19 protein-coding genes are annotated in these 20,897 nt (G+C 65.3%); 13 read left to right on the top strand and 6 right to left on the bottom strand.

Going from position 1 to position 20,897, the window contains the following annotated elements:
• Position 1: 1 nt before the first annotated feature.
• The gene (locus IRZ56_RS12895) at positions 2-748 is read right to left on the bottom strand and encodes an enoyl-CoA hydratase (protein WP_196145294.1); all 747 of its coding nucleotides are present in this window, start codon (positions 746-748) and stop codon (positions 2-4) included.
• Positions 749-876: 128 nt separating this feature from the next.
• On the opposite strand from IRZ56_RS12895, the gene IRZ56_RS12890 reads away from it, so the two are divergent.
• The 13 genes from IRZ56_RS12890 (at position 877) to hemB (ending at position 17,533) form a co-directional block, all read left to right on the top strand.
• On the top strand, positions 877-1,521 hold the full coding sequence (locus IRZ56_RS12890) for a TetR family transcriptional regulator C-terminal domain-containing protein (protein ID WP_196145293.1): 645 nt from the start codon (positions 877-879) through the stop codon (positions 1,519-1,521).
• Between the two features lie 74 nt (positions 1,522-1,595).
• Positions 1,596-2,312: a response regulator gene (locus IRZ56_RS12885; protein WP_196145292.1), complete on the top strand. Its 717-nt coding sequence runs from the start codon at positions 1,596-1,598 to the stop codon at positions 2,310-2,312.
• A gap of 5 nt (positions 2,313-2,317) precedes the next feature.
• On the top strand, positions 2,318-3,091 hold the full coding sequence (locus IRZ56_RS12880) for a substrate-binding periplasmic protein (RefSeq protein ID WP_196145291.1): 774 nt from the start codon (positions 2,318-2,320) through the stop codon (positions 3,089-3,091).
• The gene (locus tag IRZ56_RS12875; protein WP_196145290.1) at positions 3,088-5,343 is read left to right on the top strand and encodes an ATP-binding protein; all 2,256 of its coding nucleotides are present in this window, start codon (positions 3,088-3,090) and stop codon (positions 5,341-5,343) included. Before IRZ56_RS12880 ends, IRZ56_RS12875 begins: the two co-directional genes overlap by 4 nt.
• A gap of 199 nt (positions 5,344-5,542) precedes the next feature.
• Positions 5,543-6,952, top strand: a complete 1,410-nt coding sequence (locus IRZ56_RS12870) for an amino acid permease (protein WP_196145289.1) — start codon at positions 5,543-5,545, stop codon at positions 6,950-6,952.
• Between the two features lie 314 nt (positions 6,953-7,266).
• A complete protein-coding gene (locus IRZ56_RS12865; RefSeq protein ID WP_196145288.1) occupies positions 7,267-8,058 on the top strand; it encodes an enoyl-CoA hydratase/isomerase family protein in 792 nt (263 codons plus the stop codon).
• A gap of 33 nt (positions 8,059-8,091) precedes the next feature.
• Entirely contained in the window at positions 8,092-9,252 is a 1,161-nt protein-coding gene (locus IRZ56_RS12860; RefSeq protein ID WP_084857888.1) for an acyl-CoA dehydrogenase family protein, read from the top strand.
• A gap of 17 nt (positions 9,253-9,269) precedes the next feature.
• Entirely contained in the window at positions 9,270-11,387 is a 2,118-nt protein-coding gene (locus tag IRZ56_RS12855) for an acetate--CoA ligase family protein (RefSeq protein ID WP_196145287.1), read from the top strand.
• Entirely contained in the window at positions 11,380-12,987 is a 1,608-nt protein-coding gene (locus IRZ56_RS12850; RefSeq protein ID WP_196145286.1) for a 5-guanidino-2-oxopentanoate decarboxylase, read from the top strand. The genes IRZ56_RS12855 and IRZ56_RS12850 overlap by 8 nt, the downstream gene beginning before the upstream one ends.
• Positions 12,988-12,999: 12 nt before the next feature.
• Positions 13,000-14,190: a pyridoxal phosphate-dependent aminotransferase gene (locus IRZ56_RS12845; protein WP_196145285.1), complete on the top strand. Its 1,191-nt coding sequence runs from the start codon at positions 13,000-13,002 to the stop codon at positions 14,188-14,190.
• The gene (locus IRZ56_RS12840) at positions 14,183-15,598 is read left to right on the top strand and encodes an aldehyde dehydrogenase family protein (protein WP_196145284.1); all 1,416 of its coding nucleotides are present in this window, start codon (positions 14,183-14,185) and stop codon (positions 15,596-15,598) included. Before IRZ56_RS12845 ends, IRZ56_RS12840 begins: the two co-directional genes overlap by 8 nt.
• Before the next feature lie 99 nt (positions 15,599-15,697).
• Complete coding sequence (locus IRZ56_RS12835; RefSeq protein ID WP_196145283.1) at positions 15,698-16,402, top strand: NAD(P)H-dependent oxidoreductase; 705 nt, start codon at positions 15,698-15,700, stop codon at positions 16,400-16,402.
• A gap of 159 nt (positions 16,403-16,561) precedes the next feature.
• Positions 16,562-17,533: a porphobilinogen synthase gene (gene hemB / locus IRZ56_RS12830; RefSeq protein ID WP_084857879.1), complete on the top strand. Its 972-nt coding sequence runs from the start codon at positions 16,562-16,564 to the stop codon at positions 17,531-17,533.
• Positions 17,534-17,639: 106 nt separating this feature from the next.
• Here the strand turns inward: hemB and IRZ56_RS12825 are convergent, their stop codons facing one another.
• The 5 genes from IRZ56_RS12825 to IRZ56_RS12805 form a co-directional block, all read right to left on the bottom strand.
• Positions 17,640-17,867: a hypothetical protein gene (locus tag IRZ56_RS12825; protein WP_196145282.1), complete on the bottom strand. Its 228-nt coding sequence runs from the start codon at positions 17,865-17,867 to the stop codon at positions 17,640-17,642.
• 337 nt (positions 17,868-18,204) lie between these two features.
• Positions 18,205-18,447 carry a hypothetical protein gene (locus IRZ56_RS12820; protein WP_196145281.1) on the bottom strand — a complete coding sequence of 81 codons (243 nt, stop codon included), beginning with the start codon at positions 18,445-18,447 and terminating at the stop codon, positions 18,205-18,207.
• Between the two features lie 2 nt (positions 18,448-18,449).
• Positions 18,450-18,644, bottom strand: a complete 195-nt coding sequence (locus IRZ56_RS12815) for a hypothetical protein (RefSeq protein ID WP_196145280.1) — start codon at positions 18,642-18,644, stop codon at positions 18,450-18,452.
• A 435-nt stretch (positions 18,645-19,079) separates the two neighbouring features.
• Positions 19,080-19,436 (bottom strand): hypothetical protein, encoded by a 357-nt coding sequence (locus IRZ56_RS12810; RefSeq protein ID WP_196145279.1) that lies wholly within the window; start codon positions 19,434-19,436, stop codon positions 19,080-19,082.
• Positions 19,437-19,492: 56 nt separating this feature from the next.
• The gene (locus IRZ56_RS12805; protein ID WP_196145278.1) at positions 19,493-20,887 is read right to left on the bottom strand and encodes a TULIP family P47-like protein; all 1,395 of its coding nucleotides are present in this window, start codon (positions 20,885-20,887) and stop codon (positions 19,493-19,495) included.
• Between the last annotated feature and the right edge of the window lie 10 nt (positions 20,888-20,897).

Here is a 20,897-nt window from a genome sequence, read left to right as displayed (position 1 = left end):
TTCAGTCCTTGACCAACGCCCGTAATGCTGCCTTGGCCTCGGCGCTCTGCAAGCGCTCGACGAACAACTGGCTTTCACGCTCTACCGTGGCCTCCAGCTCCGCTCGGTAGCTGTCCTTGAGCAGCCGCTTGCTGATACGCAGGGCCTCCTGGGGCATCGCCTGCAGCTTGCGCGCCAGTTGCCGGGCGGCGGCCAGGCATTGCTCACCATCCTCATGCAGCTCGTTGGCCAAGCCCCAGGCCACGGCCTGTTCGCCGTTGAGCAGTTCGTTGGCCAGTAGCAACCGCGCGGCCCGGGCGTGGCCGAGCAGCCGGGGCAGCAACAGGCTGGAGCCGAACTCCGGGCACACCCCGAGCGGGGCGAACGGCATGCGCAACTTGGCCGAGCGGCTGACCAGCACCTGGTCGCAGTGCAGCAGCAGGGTGGTGCCGATGCCGATGGCCGGGCCATTGACGGCGGCGATCAGCGGCTTGGCCAGGCCCATGACCACGCGCATCAGGCAGAACACCGGGCTGTCGCGGTCGCGGGGCGGGTTGTCGAGGAAATCGCGCAGGTCATTGCCGGCGCTGAAGGTCTGTACACCACCGGTGATCAGGATCACCTCGACCAGCGGGTCTTCGTCGGCTGCGCGCAGCAGGTCGCCCAGCTGGCGGTACATGGCGACGTTCAGGGCGTTGAGCTTGTCGGGGCGGTTGAGGGTCAGGGTCAGCAGGCCCTGGTCCAGCGCGTAGGTGATCAGGTCGTTCATGGCAGCCGCTTTGTTGTTGTGATCGGGGCCTCGGCGCATGAACGCCAGGCCGGTGGCAGGGAGGGTTTATCACGGTGCTCGGCTTGTTGTACAGTCGTTCAGCCAGACTAGTCCCAATGAGAACCACGATGAGCCAGGAAGCCCGCTACAACCGCATGCTGCCGGAACTGCGCAAGGCCAACCTGGTCGAGGCGACCCTTGCCTGCCTGAAACGGCACGGCTTCCAGGGCGCCTCGATCCGCAAGATCTCGGCCGAGGCCGGGGTCTCGGTGGGGCTGATCAGCCACCACTATTCGGGCAAGGACGAACTGGTCGCCGAGGCCTACATGGCGGTGACGGGGCGGGTCATGGGCCTGCTGCGCGACGCCATGGCCCAGGCTGCGCCCAATGCGCGCGAGCGGCTGTCGGCGTTCTTCCGCGCTTCGTTCTGCGCCGAGCTGCTCGACCCACAGCTACTCGATGCCTGGCTGGCGTTCTGGGGCGCGGTGAAAACGGCCGACGCCATCAACCAGGTGCATGACCATTCCTATGGTGAATACCGCAACGAACTGAGCCGCCTGCTGGGCGCGCTGGCCAGCGAGGAAAGCTGGCAGGGCTTCGACGCGGACCTTGCCGCCATCAGCCTGAGCGCCTTGCTCGACGGTTTGTGGCTCGAATCCGGGCTTAACCCCGGAACCTTCTCGCCCGAACAAGGGGTGCTGATCTGCGAAGCCTGGGTCGATGGCTTGCAGGCCGGCGGCAGGCGGCGCTTCAGCCTGATCGAGGGCTGTTGATCACCTGTTCAGTAACGGGTACGCTGCCGTCGCGGGTTCGAAGAACAACACCAATAAGAAAGAGACAACACGCAATGACGCCTCGGGTACTGGTCGTCGATGACGATCCGCTTATTCGCGACTTGCTGCATGCCTATCTGTCCCAGGAAGGCTATGACGTCCACAGCGCTGATACCGCCGAGCAGGCCGATGCCTTCCTCGCCAGCCAGGATGTCGACCTGGTGCTGCTGGACATCCGTCTGCCGGGCAAGGACGGCCTGACCCTGACCCGGGAGCTGCGGGTGCGTTCGGAGGTCGGCATCATCCTCATCACCGGCCGCAACGATGACATCGACCGCATCGTCGGCCTGGAATGCGGCGCCGACGACTACGTGATCAAGCCGCTCAACCCCCGCGAGCTGGTATCACGTGCCAAGAACCTGATCCGCCGCGTGCGCCATGCCCGCGTCGCCCAGCCCGCACCGGCGTGCACCCAATCGCTCAAGCAGTTCGCCGACTGGTCGCTCGATACCGACCGGCGCCGGCTGATCGACCCCGATGGCGGCGAAACGCTGCTGACCCATGGCGAATTCCAGCTGCTCAGCGTGTTCCTGCGCAACAGCGGGCATACCCTGACCCGCGACCAGTTGATGGACCAGATCCGCAACCGCGAATGGGTACCCAACGATCGCTCCATCGATGTACTGGTCGGCCGTCTGCGGCGCAAGCTGCACGACGACCCGGCCGAGCCGCAGTTGATCATCACCATCCACGGCACCGGCTACCTGTTCACCGCCAGCGTGGCGGCCTGAACCCCATGGGCCGCCTGCTGGTGCTGGCCCTGGTGCTGCTGAGCCTGCAGGCTGGGGCCGGGGAGCGCATCCGTTATTGCGATTACCCGGTCTACCCACCGATCTCCTGGAGTGACGGGCGTCAGGTGCGTGGCCTGGCCCCGACCGTGGTGCGTGAGTTGCTCGGGCGCCTGGGCTACGACGTGCAGATCGTGGTGCTGGGCAACTGGAAACGCTGCCTGATGGACGCGGCGGCCGGGCGGGTCGACGTGGTGCTGGCCTACAACACCGACCAGCGCGACCAGAGCATGCGTTTTTCCACGGTGCCGGTGCTGCGCGAGGAAGTGGCGGTGTTCTACAACCGACGCCGGCCGGTGCATTTCCAGCGCATCGAAGACTTGGCCGGCTATCGCGGCGGGCTGCTGTTCGGCGAGAGCTATGGCGCCGAGTTCGACCGTTTCGTGGCCCGGCATCAGAACATCGAATGGGTGTCGTCCAGCCAGCAGAATTTCGGCAAGCTGATCCGTGGCCGCATCGACTTCGTCATCCAGGAGCGGCGCACCGGCGAACTGTTCGTCGAGCACCTGGCCGGCGCCGAGGACATCCAGGCGTTGCCCAAGGCCCTGAGCGTGGACTACCTGCGTGTCGCAGTCTCGCGCCACTCGCCCCTGAGCCGGAAGATGGATGCCATCGACGCGCAATTGCGGCGCATGACCGACAGCGGCGAGATCGACGTCTGGCTGGGGCAGAGCGAGGTGACCTACCGCGACATGATCAATTTACCGGCGGATGCACCATGATCCGCCTGCACACCGACGGCCTGCTGCGCCGCCTGCTGCTGTTCATCTTCCTGTTCAGCCTCTGCTTCACCGTGCTGGCCAGCTCGGTGCAGCTGTATTTCGAATACCGCCGGGAAATGCGCGACATCGAAGCGCGCATGGACCTGATCCGCGCCGGCTACCTGGCCAGCCTGGAGCGCAGCCTGTGGGACCTGGACGAGGCGCAGCTGGATGTGCAGTTGCGTGGCCTGGTGGATTTTTCCGATGTGGCCCGGGTGCGGCTGTTGAGCGACGACTTCCGGCTGCTACGGGGCCAGGCCGAGCCCAAGGGGCCGCTGCGCATCGAGCGCTTCCCGTTGGACTATCAGCCGCCTTCCGGGCCATTGCGCCATCTGGGCGAGCTGGAAGTCAGCATCGACCTGGGCGCGGTGCATCGCCGCTTGTTCGCAACCGGTCTCACCAGCCTGTTATGGATGGGCGTCTTCCTGTGCGGCCTGGCCGTGGCGCTGTCTGGGCTGTTCTACCGCCTGGTGACGCGCCACCTGCAGGTGATGGCCGAGTTCGCCCGACGTATCGGCGCCGGGCAGTGGCAGGAGCCTCTGCGCCTGGGCCGGCGCCATTCGGCGCGCCCAGACGAGATCGACACCGTGGCCCATGCCCTGGATGACATGCGCCGGGCGATTCTCAGCGACATCGAGCGCCGCGAGCTAGATCGCCTGGCCTTGCAGGACAAGCGCGACGAGCTGCAGGCCATGGTCGAGCGGCGCACCGAGAGCCTGGCTCGGGCCAAGGACGAGGCCGAGGCGGCGAACCTGGCCAAGTCGCGTTTCCTGGCGACCATGAGCCATGAGCTGCGCACCCCCCTGAACGGTATTCTCGGCATGGCCGAACTGCTGCGCGGCGGGCGCCTGGACGACCTCGACCGGCAGCGTCTGGAGGCGTTGTACAAGGCCGGGGAGGGGTTGCTCACGATTCTCAACGAAGTGCTGTATTTCGCACGTCTGGAGGAGGGCGAGAGCCGCCCGGACCGGGTCGACTTCTCCCTGCGTCAGCTCTGCGAGGAGGTCATGACCCTGCTCGAGCCCCGTGCCGTGGACAACGGTAACCGGCTGCATTGCCAGATCGACCCGCAACTGCTCCCTTTCCACTATGGTGCCGAGCAGTACCTGCGCCAGGTGCTGAGCAACCTGCTGGCCAACGCCATCAAGTTCACCGAGCACGGCCAAGTCAGCCTTCAGGTCCAGGTGCTGGCCAACCAGGGTGCGAGCCAGCGGGTAAGCGTGAAGGTCAGCGACAACGGCATCGGCATCGCCCCGGCCATGCAGGCCAGGATTTTCGAGCGCTTCACCCAGGCCAGCGAGACTGTGGCGCGGCGCTATGGCGGCACGGGCCTGGGCTTGGCGATCTGCAAGCACCTGGTAGAAAAACTGGGCGGGCGCATCGGCCTTGACAGCACCGAGGGGCAGGGCAGCTGCTTCTGGTTCGAGCTGGAGTTGGCCCGAGGCCGGCAGCCTCAGGCCCAGGCTCCCATTCGCCAGGTTTCCCAAACGCTGGACATCCTGGTAGTCGAGGACGTGGCGCTCAATCGCGAGGTGGCCGGCGGTCTACTCACCCGCGATGGCCACCTGGTCAGCTTCGCCGAAGATGCAGGGCAGGCCCTGGCGATGTGTGCGCGGCACCGTTTCGACCTGATCCTGCTGGATGTACACCTGCCGGGTATGAGTGGCGTCGAATTGTGCCGCCACGTGCGCGCCACGACGGGGCCCAATCGCGATACCCGGATCCTGGCCTTGACCGCTGGTGTGCAGCCTGCACAGGTGCCCGGCTACATGGAAGCGGGCATGCAGGGCGTGCTGGCCAAACCGCTGCGCCTGGACAGCTTGCGCCAGGCCCTGGCCGAGGCGGCGCCAGCGATACCAGCCAAGGCGCCGGACGACAGCGTGGATTGGGCATTGCTGCAAACCCATCGCACCTTGCTCGGCGAGCAGAAGGTGCAAGGCTTGTTGGTGGTCCTGCGCAAGGCCATCGAGCAGCACCAGGCGGCGCTGGCCCAGGCCATGCAGGCCAAGGACTGCACCGAGGTCGCGCACCTGGCCCATCGCCTGGCGGGCAGCAGCGATTCCCTGGGCTTTCGTGGCCTGGGGGCGGTACTGCGGCGCCTGGAGGATGCTGCGCTGGCTGATGACCTAGCGGCTCTGGAAGGCCTCGGCGAGCCCTTGGCCATGCAGCTTGCCGGGGCGCGCGCCACCCTGGAACAGCTGATACAGGGCTGACGTACAAAAAAGTTACGACTTTTTACATCTTCGATCCTTTCGTACAACGGCACCTTACATCCGTTTCCAATAATCGATGGCAACCGTGCGCCCCACGGTCCATGAGGCTTATTGGAGATAACAATAATGAACTGCCGTAAAGCTGATGCCCCTCTCAATTCCCTGCCGTTGCAGCGTACCTGCCGAGCCGAGGTGCGCCATGTCTGAGGCCACCGACCGCAAAGGTATCCAGCTGACCCGCGCGCTCAAGAGCCGCCACATCTTCATGCTGTCGCTGGGCGGCGTGATCGGCACCGGCCTGTTCATGGGCTCGGGGGTCACCATCAACCAAGGCGGCCCGGTGGGCGCGATCCTGGCCTACCTGGTGGCGGGGTTGCTGATGTACCTGGTGATGGTCTGCCTGGGCGAGCTGTCGGTACAGATGCCGGTATCCGGCTCGTTCCAGGCCCACGCCACGAAATTCATCGGCCCGGCCACCGGCTTCATGATCGGCTGGGTGTACTGGATGAGCTGGGCCACCACCGTGGGCCTGGAGTTCACCGCCGCAGGCATGCTCATGACCCGCTGGTTCCCCGACGTGCCGATCTGGTACTGGTCGGCGCTGTTCGTCGGCGTGCTGTTCGGCCTCAACGCCCTGGCCACCCGCGCCTTCGGTGAGGCCGAGTACTGGTTCTCCGGCATCAAGGTCGCGACCATCCTGGGCTTCATCGTCATCGGCGTGCTGGTGATCTTCGGCGGCATCCCGCTGGAGAGCGGGGCGCCAGCACCGATGCTGGACAACCTGGTCGGCGACGCGTTCCCCCATGGCCTGTCGGCGGTGTTCGCGGTGATGATGACCGTGGTCTATGCCTTCCAGGGCTGCGAGATCATGGGCGTGGCCGCCGGGGAGACCGAGCATCCGGAAAAGAGTATTCCGCGTGCGGTGCGCAACGTGGTGTTCCGTGTACTGATCTTCTACGTGCTGGCGATCGCCGTGCTCTCGGCCATCGTGCCCCATGAGCAGGCCGGTCTGATGGAAAGCCCGTTCGTGCAGGTGTTCGACATGGTCGGCATCCCGTACGCGGCGGACCTGATGAACTTCGTCATCCTCACCGCCATCCTCTCGGTGGGCAACTCCGGGCTGTACGCCTCCACCCGCATCCTCTGGGCCATGTCCAAGACCGGCATGGCGCCCAAGAGTCTGTCGCCGTTGAGCAAGCGTGGCGTACCGCTGCGGGCTTTGAGCGTCACCCTGTGCTTCGCGCTGGTATCGCTGATGACCAGCTTCATCGCCGCGGATACGCTGTTCATGGTGCTGATGGCGGTGAGCGGGATGTCCGGCACCGTGACCTGGATCGTCATCGCCCTGGCGCAGTACCGCTTCCGCAAGGCGTACCTGCGTGACGGCGGCAAGCTCGAGGACCTGAAGTACCGCGCGCCGCTGTACCCGCTGGTGCCGCTGCTGTGCATCGCCCTGTGCAGTTCGCTGTTCGTGTTCCTGGCCATGGACGAGACCCAGCGGCCGTCGCTGTACTGGGGCTTTGGCTTCATTGCCCTGTGCTATGCGGCATATTTCCTGGTCAATCGCCGTCGTCAGGGGGCCTTCGCCCCGAGCGCGCCTGGGGTTTGAACCGCGCGCTCACCTGAAGCCCCTATCGCGGGACAAGCCCGGTACCACAGGCTAGCGCTGGTTCCCCTGTGGGACCGGGCTTGTCCCGCGATTGCGTTGGAGCAGGCACGACAAAACTTCAGTTGTGCAAAGTTGTAACAACGCAGCGATCGAACTCATTCTTCGTCATTTTAAATCCATTAAAAACAATGAGTTATACGAGTAACTTCATTTGTTACACGCAGTTTTACCTCGATTGCCGCCTTGTTGAACACTCGTTTAGTATCTCTTCAAACCTTGTCCCTCACACCATCACAACAACATCGAGGCCTCCCATGACTAGCCCGTCGCCACTGCTGAGCAAGGTCGAAGCCGGCGTTGCCTGGATCACCCTCAACCGCCCCGAGCAGCGCAACGCGCTGGACATCCCCAGCCTGAAGCAGCTGCACGCACTGCTGGAGGCCTTCAACACCGACCCAGCCGTGCGGGTAGTGGTGCTCACTGGTACCGGCCGCAGCTTCTGTGCCGGTGCAGACCTTGCCGAATGGGCCGAGGCCGAAGCCCGTGGCGCCCTGGAAAGCTACGGCTGGACCGAGACCGCCCACGCCCTGATGCAGCGCCTGCACAGCCTGGACAAACCTACCATCGCCGCCATCAACGGCACCGCCGTCGGCGCCGGTATGGATCTGAGCCTGTGCTGCGACCTGCGCATCGCCGCCGCCTCGGCGCGCTTCAAGGCCGGCTACACCAGCATGGCCTACAGCCCCGACGCCGGGGCCAGCTGGCACCTGCCACGGCTGATCGGCACCGAACAGGCCAAGCGCCTGCTGTTCCTCGACGAACTGTGGAGCGCCGAACGAGCCCTGGCCGCAGGGCTGGTGGGCGAGGTATGCGCCGACGACCAGTTGCCGGCGGTCGCAGCCGAACTGGCCGGGCGCCTGGCCAATGGCCCGACCTTCGCCCATGCCCAGACCAAGCGCCTGATCCGCGACGGTGCCCAACGCACCCTGGCCGAGCAGCTACAGGCGGAACTTGCCGCCGGCCTGCTGTGCGGGCGTAGCCAGGACGGCGCCGAGGCGCTGCGCGCTTCGATCGAGAAGCGCGCACCTCATTTCGTTGGTAAATAAATACTTACACGACCTTCTTCAGGACCATTCCAGATGAATTTCCAACTCACCCAAGAACAAGAAATGTTGGTGGAAGCGGTACGCAGCTTCGTTAACAAGGAGCTGCTGCCCTACGAGGAAGAGGTGGACCGCGCCGATGCCGTGTCGCCGGAGCTTGCTGCGCAAATCCGCGGCAAGGCCATCGCCGCCGGCTTCTACGCCTTCAACATGCCTGAGGAGGTCGGTGGCGGTGGCCTGGACTACCTGTCCCAGGCGCTGATCGAACGCGAGCTGTCCAAGGTGTCCTGGGCCCTGCATGTCTTTGTCGCACGCCCCTCGAAGATCCTCATGGCCTGCAAGGACGAGCAGATCAATGACTACCTGCTGCCGTGCGTGCAAGGCGAGAAGATCGATTGCTTCGCTCTCACCGAGCCAGGCGCCGGCTCCGACGCCAACGCCATCAAGACCCGCGCCGTGCGCGACGGCGATGACTTCGTGATCAACGGCAGCAAGCACTTCATCAGCCACGCGGGCCACGCCGACTTCGCCATCGTCTTCGCCGTCACCGATACCTACGAGCACAACGGGCGCAAGCGCAACGCCGTGACTGCCTTCCTGGTCGACCGCGGCACCCCGGGCATGACCGTACGCCGTGGGCCTAAGTGCGTGAGCAACCGCGGCTACCACACCTACGAGTTGTTCTTCGACGACTGCCGCGTGCCGGCCAGCAAGGTACTGGGTGAAGTGGACAAGGGCTGGGAAGTCGCCAACGCCTGGCTCACCGCCGGCCGGGTGATGGTCGCCGCCAACTGCGTCGGCCAGGCCCAGCGCGCCCTGGACCTGTCGCTGCAATGGTCGGCCGATCGCAAGCAGTTCGGCCAGGCGATCGGCAGCTACCAAGGGGTGTCGTTCAAGCTCGCCGACATGGCCACGCAGATTCGCGCCGCGGAGCTGCTGACCCTGCACACCGCCTGGAAGATGGACCAAGGCAGTATGACCGACGGCGAGGCCGGTATGGCCAAGCTATTCGCCAGCGAAGTGCTGGGCAAGGTCGCCGACGAGGCGGTGCAGATCTTCGGCGGGATGGGCCTGATGGACGAAGGGCCGGTGGAGCGCATCTGGCGCAACGCGCGCATCGAGCGCATCTGGGAGGGCACCTCGGAGATTCAGCGGCACATCATTTCCCGTGAACTGCTGCGCCCCTTGCTGCGCTGATCGGCCTGGAGAACCCCATGTCGCATTCGATCCGTGACAACCTCAAGCGCCTGCTGGCACCCAGGCACCTGGCCTTCGTCGGTGGCCGCAGCATGGCACGGGCGCTCAAGCGCTGCGTCGAAGGCGGCTTCGCCGGCCAGATGTGGTTGGTCAACCCGCAGCACGAAAGCCTGGACGGCGTGCCGTGCGTGCCGAGCATCGCCGACCTGCCCTGTGCACCGGACGCCGTGTTCATCGCCACCAACAAAGACCTGACCCTGCAATGTGTCCAGGCCCTGGCCGAGCTCGGTGCCGGTGGCGCCATCTGCTATGCCTCGGGCTTTGCCGAGAGCGGCGAACAAGGGCGCCTGTTGCAACAGCGCCTGCTCGAGGCCGCCGGTTCCATGGCCTTGCTCGGCCCTAACTGTTACGGCCTGCTCGACTACCTACATGGCGCTGCCTTGTGGCCAGTCGCCCATGGCGGCAAGCAGGTGGAGAAGGGCGTGGCGATCCTGACCCAGAGCGGCAACTTCGCCTACAACCTGTCGATGAGCGACCGCTCGCTGCCGGTAGCCTACATGGCCTCGGTCGGCAACCAGGCGCAACTGGGCGTAGCCGAGCTGATGGATGTGCTGCTGGATGAGCAACGGGTAACGGCCATCGGCCTGCACCTGGAAGGCCTTAAGAACGTGCCCGGCTTTGCCCGCGCCGCGCACAAGGCCCTGGAGCGAGGCATCCCGGTGATCGCCCTGAAGACCGGCGTCTCGCAGATCGGTGCCGAACTCGCGCTCAGCCACACCAGTTCGCTGTCGGGCTCCGACGCCCTGTACGACAGCCTGTTCCAGCGTCTGGGCGTGATCCGCGTGAGCGGCCCGGTAAGCTTTGTCGAAACCCTCAAGGCCGCCGCCTGCGGGCAACTGCCCAAGGATGGCCGCCTGATCGCCCTGGCGTGTTCCGGTGGCGACGCCGGATTGATCGCCGACTATGCCGAGCGTAATGACCTGGCTCTGCCTCCACTCGAACAGGGGCAGGTAGATGAGCTGGCCCAGGTGCTGCCGGCCTACGCCAACCTGGTCAACCCGCTGGACTTCACCACGGCGATCTGGGGCGATGCCGCCGCGCTCGAACGCATGCTCGACAGTGCCCTGTGCGGTGATGCCAACGCGGCCATGCTGGTGCTGGACTACCCGGCGCAGTTCACCGGCGAGCGCAAGGAGTGCGACCTGCTGCTGGGGCTTTACTGCGACGCCCTGGCGCGTCATGGCAAGGTCGGCTTCGTCACCTCGGCCTTTCCGGAGCTGCTGCCGGCTTGCGCCCGCGAGCGCCTGCACGCCCATGGCATCGCCGCCTTGCAGGGCGTGGAGGACGGCCTGGCGGCCTGGGGGCGGATCGTCGCCTACCAACGGAACCGCCCGCGCTTGCTGGCACTGGGCGAGTCGGCCCTGGTACCGCTGTGCCCACAGGCGCTGGATGGCCAGGTGCAAATGCTCGATGAATGGCAATCCAAGCAGGCGCTGCGCGCGTTTGGCCTGCCGGTGCCGGCCGGTGTGCTGACCACGCCCGGGCAGGCTGTCACCGAGGCCGCCGGGGTGGGCTTCCCTCTGGTGCTCAAGGCGGTCAGCGCACAGTTGCCGCACAAGACCGAAGCCGGCGCCGTGGCGCTCAACCTGCGTGACGCCAGCGCCCTGGAGGCGGCGCTCAAACAGATGCGCGAGCGTATCGCGGCCTACGCGCCGAACGTGCCGTTCGACCAGGTGCTGCTCGAGCCCATGGCCGAGGCGCCGCTGGCCGAGCTGATCGTCGGTATCAAGCGCGAGAACGACTTCGCCCTGGCCCTGGTGATCGGTGCGGGCGGGGTGCTGGTGGAGCTGCTCAAGGACAGTGTCAACCTGTTGCTTCCCACCACCGACGGCGCCATCCGCAATGCCGTGCTGGGCCTGCGCAGCGCCGGCTTGCTGCAAGGCTTCCGCGGGCGCCCGGCGGCCGACCTCGACGCCTTGGTGGCGGCGATCCGCGCCGTGGCCGACTACGCCTGCGAGAACACAGGCCGCTTGCTGGAGCTGGACGTGAACCCATTGATGGTCGGTGCCCAGGGCACCACCGCGGTCGATGCGCTGATCCGCCTCGGCCAGCCGCAAGGAGAACGACATGCATGAACCTTCCATGACCGCCGGCCAGGCCCTGGTGCGGCTGCTGGGTAACTATGGCGTGGATACCGTGTTCGGTATCCCTGGGGTCCATACCTTGGAGCTGTACCGGGGCTTGCCGGGCAGCGGCATCCGCCATGTGCTGACCCGCCATGAACAGGGCGCCGGCTTCATGGCCGACGGCTATGCCCGGGTCAGCGGCAAGCCGGGCGTGTGTTTCGTCATCACTGGCCCCGGCGTGACCAACGCGGCCACCGCCATCGGCCAGGCCTATGCCGACTCCATCCCGATGCTGGTGATCTCCAGCGTCAACCACACCGCAAGCCTGGGCAAAGGCTGGGGTTGTCTGCACGAAACCCAGGATCAGCGCGCCATGACCGCGCCGATCACCGCGTTCTCCGCCGTGGCCCTGTGCGCCGAGGACCTGCCAGAGCTGATCGCCCGTGCCTGGGCCGTGTTCGACAGCGAGCGCCCACGCCCGGTGCATATCTCCGTGCCGCTGGACGTACTGGCGGCCCCGGTCGCCCGGGACTGGAGCGCCGAGGTGGTACGCCGCCCCGGGCGTGGCCTGCCGGACCGTGACAGCCTGGATCAGGCGGCCTTGAAGCTCGCTGCTGCCAAGCGACCGATGATCATCGCCGGTGGCGGCGCCTTGCAGGCCGCCGATGAACTGCGGCAACTGAGCGAGCGCCTGGCGGCGCCGGTGTTCACCAGTGTGGCCGGCAAGGGCCTGCTGCCGCCTGAGTCGCCTTTGAATGCCGGTGCCAGCCTGTGCGTGGAACCTGGCTGGCAGATGATCGCCGAAGCCGACGTGGTGCTCGCAGTGGGTACGGAAATGGCCGACACCGACTTCTGGCGCGAGCGCCTGCCGCTTCGTGGTGACTTGCTGCGGGTGGATATCGACCCACGCAAGTTCAACGACTTCTACCCTTGTGCTCTGGCCTTGCATGGCGATGCCCGGCAGACCTTGGCGGGCCTGCTGGAACACCTGCCGCACGTTCAGCGCGACGCCGGCGCCGCTATCGAGGCGGTGGCCTACCTGCGCCAGGCGATCCGCGCAGGCCATGGCCCGCTGCAAGGCATCCACCAGGCGATCCTCGACCGTATCGCTGCTGTCTTGCCGGAAAACGCCTTCATCAGCAGCGACATGACCCAGCTGGCCTACACCGGCAACTATGCCTTCACCAGCCGGGCCCCACGCAGCTGGCTGCACCCCACCGGCTACGGCACCCTCGGCTATGGCCTGCCAGCGGGTATCGGCGGCATGTTCGCCAGTGATGACCGCCCAGGCCTGGTGCTGGTGGGCGATGGTGGTTTCCTCTATACCGCCCAGGAGCTGGCCACCGCGGTCGAGGAGCTGGACCGCCCGCTGGTGGTGCTGTTGTGGAACAACGATGCCCTGGGCCAGATCCGCGACGACATGCTCGGCCTGGACATCGAGCCCATCGGTGTATTGCCGCGCAACCCGGACTTCGCCGCGCTCGGTCGGGCGTTCGGCTGCACCGTGGCGCAACCGCGCAGCCTCGACGAGCTGCAACAGGAGCTGCAGGCGGGCTTTGCCCGCAACGGCGTGACCCTGGTCGAACTCAAGCACGCCTGTGCCCACTGACGGAGGATTGCCATGCGCTTTTCCACGCTGACCCAACGCATCGCCGGCGACGGCGCCGCCGCCTGGGACATCCACTACCGCGCCCTGGCGATGCAGGCCGAGGGCAAGGACATCCTGCTGCTGTCGGTGGGCGACCCCGACTTCGATACCCCGGCGCCCATCGTCGAGGCGGCCATCGACAGCTTGCGCGACGGCCATACCCATTATTCGGACGTGCGCGGCAAGCTGGCCCTGCGCCAGGCCATTGCCCGTCGCCACCAGCAACGCAGCGGCCAGAAGGTGGATGCCGACCAAGTCACCGTGCTGGCCGGGGCCCAGTGCGCGTTGTTCTGCGTAGCCCAGTGCGTGCTGGAACCGGGCGACGAGGTGATCGTCGCCGAACCGATGTACGTCACCTACGAGGCCGTGTTCGGCGCCTGTGGCGCGACCGTGGTACCGGTGCCGGTCAAGCCGGAGAACGGTTTTCGCGTGTGCCCCGCGGATGTAGCTGCGCGCATCACCCCCCGTACCCGTGCCCTGGCCCTGAACAGCCCGCATAATCCATCGGGGGCGAGCCTGCCGCGCGCTACCTGGGAGGCGCTGGCAGAGCTGTGCATCGCCCATGACCTGTGGCTGATTTCCGACGAGGTCTACAGCGAGCTGTTGTACGACGGCGAGCACGTCAGCCCCGGCAGCCTGACGGGCATGGCCGAGCGCACCGCGACGCTCAACAGCCTGTCCAAGTCCCACGCCATGACCGGCTGGCGGGTCGGCTGGGTGGTGGGTTCAGCCGAGCTGGCCGGCCACCTGGAAAACCTTGCCCTGTGCATGCTCTACGGCTCGCCCGATTTCATCCAGGATGCCGCGGTCGTGGCGTTGGAACAGCCGTTGGCGGAACTCGAGGCGATGCGCGACGCCTATCGCCAGCGCCGCGACCTGGTCTGCGAGCGCCTGGCAGGCTGCCCGGGCATCAAGGCGCTCAAGCCTGATGGCGGCATGTTCGTGATGGTCGATATCCGCGAGACCGGCCTGAGCGCCCAGGCCTTCGCCGACCGCTTGCTGGACCGTGAAGGGGTATCGGTGCTGGCAGGCGAGGCCTTCGGGCCGAGCGCCGCCGGGCATATCCGTCTGGGCCTGGTGCTCGGCGCCGAGGCGCTGGACGACGCGTGCCGGCGTATCGCCCGTTGTGCGCGGGCCTTAGTGGAGGAACAGGCCCATGCGTGAGTACCCGCGGCTGTACATCGACGGTGCCTGGCAATTGCCGAGCGGGCAGGGCATGGCCGAGGTCATCGACCCGGCCAGCGAGGCCGCCATCGGCCGCGTACCGCTGGGCGACGAGCAGGACGTGGAGCGCGCGGTGACGGCTGCCCGGCGTGCGTTCGGCGCCTGGTCGCGCACACCCTCCGGTGTGCGCGCTGGTTACATTCGTGCCCTGGCCGCGCAACTGAAGGCCAAGGCCGGGGAAATGGCCGATGTGATCACCGCCGAGCTGGGCATGCCGGTGCAGTGGTGCCAGATGGTTCAGGTCGATGGCCCGATCGAGGGGCTGGAGCAGTACAGCGAATTGGCCGGGTTGATGGACGAGGTGCGCGAAGTCGGCCATTCACTTGTGTACCGCGAGGCGGTGGGGGTATGCGCTTTCATCAACCCCTGGAACTACCCGCTGCACCAGATGATCGGCAAGCTGGCCCCGGCCTTGGCCGCCGGCTGCACGGTGGTGGTCAAGCCCAGCCAGGAAACGCCGCTGCATGCCTTCCTGCTGGCCGAGATGATCGACGCCATCGGTCTGCCTGCGGGTGTGTTCAACCTGGTCAGCGGGCCAGGCTCTAAGGTGGGCGAGGCCCTGGCCCGGCACCCGCAGGTGGACATGGTGTCGTTCACCGGCTCCACCGGCGCCGGGGTGCGGGTATCCCAGGCCGCCGCGCCGACGGTCAAGCGCGTGTGCCTGGAGCTGGGCGGCAAGTCGCCGCTGTTGATCACCGCCGATGCCGACCTGGAAGCGGCCGTGCGCCATGGGGTGCAGGACGTGATGATCAACTCCGGGCAGACCTGCACGGCGCTCACCCGCATGCTGCTGCCGGCCGAGCGCTATGCGCAGGCCCTGGAGATCGCGGTGGCAGAAACCCAGGTGCTCACCATGGGCGACCCGCGTGACCCGCGCAGCTTCCTTGGCCCGATGTGTTCGGCTGGGCAGCGGCGCACCGTGCTGGACTACATTCGCCTGGGCCAGGAGGAGGGTGCGCGGCTGCTATGCGGCGGCGACACCGCCACGGACTTCGAGCGGGGCTACTATGTGGCGCCTACGCTATTTGCCGACGTCGACAACCGCATGCGCATCGCCCAGGAGGAAATCTTCGGGCCGGTGCTGTGCCTGATTCCCTATGCCGACGAGGCCCAGGCAGTCGAGATGGCCAACGATTCGCCGTTCGGCCTGTCCAGCGCCGTCTGGGCCGGTAGCCGCGAGCGCGGCCTGGAGCTGGCGCGGCAGATGCGCGCCGGGCAGTGCTTCGTCAATGGGGCCGGGTTCAACTACCGCGCGCCGTTCGGCGGGTACAAGCAATCCGGCAATGGTCGGGAATGGGGCGAGGAGGGCTTGGGTGAGTTTGTCGAAGTGAAGGCCGTACAGGTCTGAAGCCAACAGCCACTGCACGCCGCCTATAGGAGCGGCTTGCCCGGACCACCGCGAAGGGCTGCGAAGCAGCCCCAACGATTCACTAGCAAGGACCCTTTCATGAATGTACTGATCGTCCACGCTCACCCCGAGCCGCAATCCTTCACGGCCGCCCTGCGCGACCAGGCAGTCGAGACCTTCACCGCCCAGGGCCATCAGGTGCAGGTCAGCGACCTGTACGCCATGGGCTGGAACCCGGTGGCCAGCGCCGAAGACTTCGGCACCCGGGAGAACCCCGACTACCTGGTATATGCCCTGGAGCAGCGCCTGGGGGTCAAGAGTAGCTCCATCGCCGCGGATATCCAGGCCGAACTGGACAAGCTGCTGTGGGCTGACCTACTGGTGCTGAACTTCCCGATCTTCTGGTTCTCCGCCCCGGCCATGCTCAAGGGCTGGATCGACCGCGTGCTGGTCTCCGGTGTGTGTTACGGCGGCAAGCGTTTCTACGACCAGGGCGGGCTGGTGGGCAAGAAGGCGCTGGTGACCGTGACCCTGGGCGGGCGCGAGCACATGTTCGGCGACGGTGCCATCCACGGGCCGCTGGAGGACATGCTGCGGCCGATCCTGCGTGGCACCCTGGCCTATGTCGGCTTCGAGGTGCTGCCACCGTTCGTGGCCTGGCACGTGCCGTACATCAGCGACGAGGCGCGCAAAGGGTTTTTGCATGACTACCAGCAACGCCTGACCCACCTTTCGGACGACCTGCCACTGGAGTTCCCCAAGCTGTCGCAGTTCGACGAGGCGCTGTATCCGCTGCCCAAGTGATTGCGACCGATTGTCGCTGAGCGGACACCCGGACGGGCGCGATACCGCGCCCACCTGGTTTTGTTGCCCGGGGCGCAACACATATTCTTCACGTCAGGACTGGTCAGTGGCGGCCCTACGACTTAAGGTGGCGGGTAGCAAAACTTGTCTGGAGCTCCAATGTCGAACTTCCCCATCGTCCGCCCACGTCGCCTGCGCCAGAACCCATCGTTGCGCAACCTGTTCCAGGAGACCGAATTCCGCCTCGACGACCTGATCCTGCCGATCTTCGTCGAAGAAGGTATCGACGATTTCGTGCCCATCACCAGCATGCCGGGGGTCAACCGCATTCCCGAGAAGCGGCTCGCCAGCGAAATCGAGCGCTACGCCCGCGCCGGCATCAAGTCGGTGATGACCTTCGGCGTCTCGCACAACCTGGACGCGACCGGTAGCGATACCTGGAACGAAAACGGCCTGGTGGCGCGCATGGCGCGTATCTGCAAGGACACCGTGCCGGAAATGGTGGTGATGTCCGACACCTGCTTCTGCGAATACACCAGCCACGGCCATTGCGGCGTGCTGCACGACCATGGCGTGGACAACGACGCCACCCTGGCCAACCTGGGCAAGCAAGCGGTGGTGGCCGCTGCCGCCGGTGCCGATTTCATCGCCCCGTCGGCAGCGATGGACGGCCAGGTCCAGGCCATTCGCAGCGCCCTGGACGGCGCAGGCTTCCATGACACGGCCATCATGGCCTACTCGACCAAGTTCGCCTCTTCGCTCTACGGCCCGTTCCGCGAAGCCGGCGGTACCGCGCTCAAGGGCGACCGCAAGAGCTACCAGATGAACCCGATGAACCGCCGCGAAGCCGTGCGCGAGTCGCTGCTCGACGAGCAGGAAGGGGCCGATGTGCTGATGGTCAAGCCGGCCGGCGCCTACCTCGACGTGATCGCCGACATCCGCGCCGCCTCGCGCCTGCCGCTGGCGGCCTACCAGGTCAGTGGCGAGTACGCGATGATCAAGTTCGGTGGTTTGGCCGGTGCCATCGACGAGGCACGGGTGGTGCGCGAGAGCATCGGTTCGATCAAGCGTGCTGGCGCCGACCTGATCCTGACCTACTTCGCGATGGACCTGGCCCGCGACGGGATCTGATGCGGGGCCGGGCAGGGTAATACTGTAGGTCCTGTAGGGGCGGCGGTCCGACTTGTACCGTGTGAGGCCTCGTGCCGCGATGGGCTGCGCAGCAGCCCCAATGGGTTCAGGACCCCGCCGCCTGGGCTTTCAACAATTGCATCTGCTGGCGATACTCCGCCGTCACCTGGCGCGCCTGCTCGGGGTTGTTCACCACCTTCGGTGTGATCAGCACGACCAGCTCGGTACGATCGCGGCTCTTCGAACTTGAGGTGGAAAAGCTGACCGTGCCCTGCACACCTTGGGCAATGCTGTAGTTCTCATGCAGCAGGTCGCCCATGATGCTGTTGACCACGGCCTCGATCGGCTGGTCGGTGAAATTGAAGACGATGTCACCGGGCTCCGGGGCAGGCGTGCGCGCGGCGCTTGACGACGGGCGAACGAAGGCTTGGTCGCCTTCGATGATGCGCCGTGTAGGGCTCGCGGCAATCGTATCGCTGCGAGCGGTCGTCGGTGCCTGTGCGCAGGTGGCAGCGGCGCTCCGGCCCCCTCGAGGGCTTCGCGCATCAGCGCCTGGTCAGTCTGCAGGCCTTGCCTGGGAGGGGTGCACCCGGCCAGGGCGACAGCGACACATAGGCCCAGCAACGGTGTGCGCACTGTCGGCAGGAGAAAACGCGAAGATAGGTGCATGGTCATAGTGATGGAGTACGTGACGGTGTGATGACGGAAGCCTTGGGTGGCGCGGGCAAGCGCGGCAGGGGCAGGCTGAGCGTGTAGGTCTGGGCATTGCGGGTGAAGGTGGCGGTGGTCGCGGTGAGGTGGCTGAGGGTCCAGCCACTGCCCAGGGTCGCGCCTAGTTCGACCTTGTGCGCCGGCTCGTTGCCGTCGCGCAGGTAGGCCAGCTTGGCATCGGTGCTCAGGACCACGCCGCTCAAGGTCAAGCCGGCGAGGCAGTGGCCATTTGCTGCTCTTTTACCGCTCCCAGGCGTAACAGCGTGCGCAACTTTTCATCCTCGCCAATGCCTTGTGCCACGCCCAAGCGGGCGGCACGCTGGATATCCGTGGCTTGAAGTGCGCCAGCATCCAGCAACCACTTGCATATATCTTCGGTGGTGGGAATGTTCAAGTTCATGTGATGGCTTTATGCAAGTAATGGCCATATAGCGGCGCAACTTCCGTCGATAATTCGGAAGTTGCGCGAGAATACGTCGTTGTGTTTTCTGGCGCAATAAGGCACCCCTGTTTGCACGATGCGCCGCGCGGGCGGCGCTCGATGCTTGCCCGAAAACAAAGGGTGGCCAGCCCATTTCTAATTCGTTAAAAGTTCATTGATGCCCGTAACGATTTCAATGAGCTTTTAACTGAAGGGCCAGCGCCGTTTCAAACTTCCGTACTCATAACGGCACCCGCATTCGCCCCGTGCCCGCGCATATATATACCTGGGGACTACATCCCCATTCCTGACGAAACGTATAGATAACGCAGACGTCCACCCGTGACCCAACTCAAGGGCCGTTCTCGTGACATCGGGTTGCTCGAAGTTGCCGAAGGATGAGCAGCAGCGTCGCTACCGACGGCGTGCGTACAGCTTCGGCAAGGCGGCAAGTTGCGCATAGAAGGCCTCTGATAGCTCAGGAATGGCCTGTTTCAATGCGCCGATCGGGTCTTGCATGAAATGCTCCATACGCGAAGCATCGCCTCCCAGCCAGGCAAAGAAGCGCTGCTCATTGGCGGTCATTTCCTGGATCAGCCACGTGATCGCATCAGCCGCCTGTTGGTCGGTTTCAGCGACCTTGCGAACGAGCGCATGATCCTTTCCGTCCACCGGAACCCTAGGCGCCCGGGAAGAGAAAGTCAGGTAATGTTCGCCCTGGGCACTGTCTTTCAAGCGGTACTTCACGAAGTGGGTCGACTGGCTCGCCATGGTATGGCTCCTGTTGCTCCGTCGGGGCAGGGTAAGCTGTCTCTGTGCCTGAAGGCCTAGACGAACAGCGGATCACCGCCCAGTTGCAGTGAAATGTTCGGGTGCACGTAGTCCAGCGTGAACGACGAACTGCCCGTCCATTTGATCGGGTCGACGGCATTGACCATGAGCAGGTCGACGGCGGGCGACGTGTCCTTGTTGACCGACTCGATGGCGCCTGTGGCGATCTGCGAGGCCCCCAACAACAGGCCGATCACCAAGCCGCCTACGACGATCGAGGCTCCGTCGGTGAGAGGGGCGCAGATCACGGAAACCAGGCCGATGATGATCGACAGGATGACTTCGGTGATGACCACGCCGGGGTCCTGGTGGACGGTGTATTGCTGATCCGTCGGCTGCGTCTGGATGAAGGTGATGGTTTGGCCGTTGTTCGACGTCCCGAGGTTCAGGGTGTACCAGTTGGTGGCGGTCGTCTGCGAGGTGATGCCAAAGGTGATGTAGGTCGTGGTGGTACTGGTGACGGTGAATGTCTCGCCGTCGGTTTCCACGGTAAGTGCGGTGAGCTTAGGGTAGTAGGTCGAGCTGCCTTGCTGCACCGGCGGCATGTCGACGGATACCCCCTGCACCAGGTAGAGGCGGGTCTTGTCGTCGCTCATCAGGAAGTTGTCATCGGTCAGCCCGGGGTAGGCGACCATGATCGCCGGGCGTATCAGGTCATAGAGCGTTCGTTCCTGGGAGACCAGGAACCCGGCTTCGCTTCCCGCGGGTATCGCCGAGGGCGATATCTGGTCGCTCAGGGCTTCACCGCTACGATCGCCGGTCATGGTGAGTACACCCAGGACGCTGTCTTCCAGCGTGGCGCCATCGAGGTAGGCGTAGCTTGTGTAGTTGGGGGTCACGAAGCCCCACTGTTGTTGGTCGATCATGCGGTTGAGATCGACGACCGAGAAGATATGGCTGAATGCCTCCAGGTTTTCGTTGATCCATTCCAGCAACGCCTGTCCGAACACTGCACTGGTGACGGTCCCGGGGTCAGGAGACAGCGTTACTTGCCCGACCAGGGCGGCCACGGGAGTCGATGGGTCATCCGAAGTGGTTTTCGCGACCAGCGCGACAGGGTTGGACGGGACATCACCCGATACATCATGGGGAATGTAGTGCAGGTTGATTTCAATGACCGCCGCGCCCGTTTCGCAGGCCACGCGCTGGCCGTTGCTGTAGTCCACCACGACTTCGGTCATGGGGATGGCAAAACGTACATTCTTGCCATCCCCTCCCATGCAGATCTGCCAGTCGCCGAAATGGGCCGAGACTGTGTACGCATCCGGCGCCGTAAGGGAAAACGCCGGCGGAGACGACTGCTGGTCGACGATGGATTTGTTGACGTCTGGAACAGGGATGGCGAAGGCGGTATCCCAGTTGTAGGTGTAGACCCCTGTGTTGCTCGCCATATCGCGTCTC

The sequence above is a fragment of the Pseudomonas guariconensis genome, from assembly GCF_015680235.1.
Lineage (GTDB): Bacteria > Pseudomonadota > Gammaproteobacteria > Pseudomonadales > Pseudomonadaceae > Aquipseudomonas > Aquipseudomonas guariconensis_A.
The sequence above is the reverse complement of the archived record's forward strand: the minus strand, read 5'-3'. Positions and strand labels throughout refer to the sequence as shown.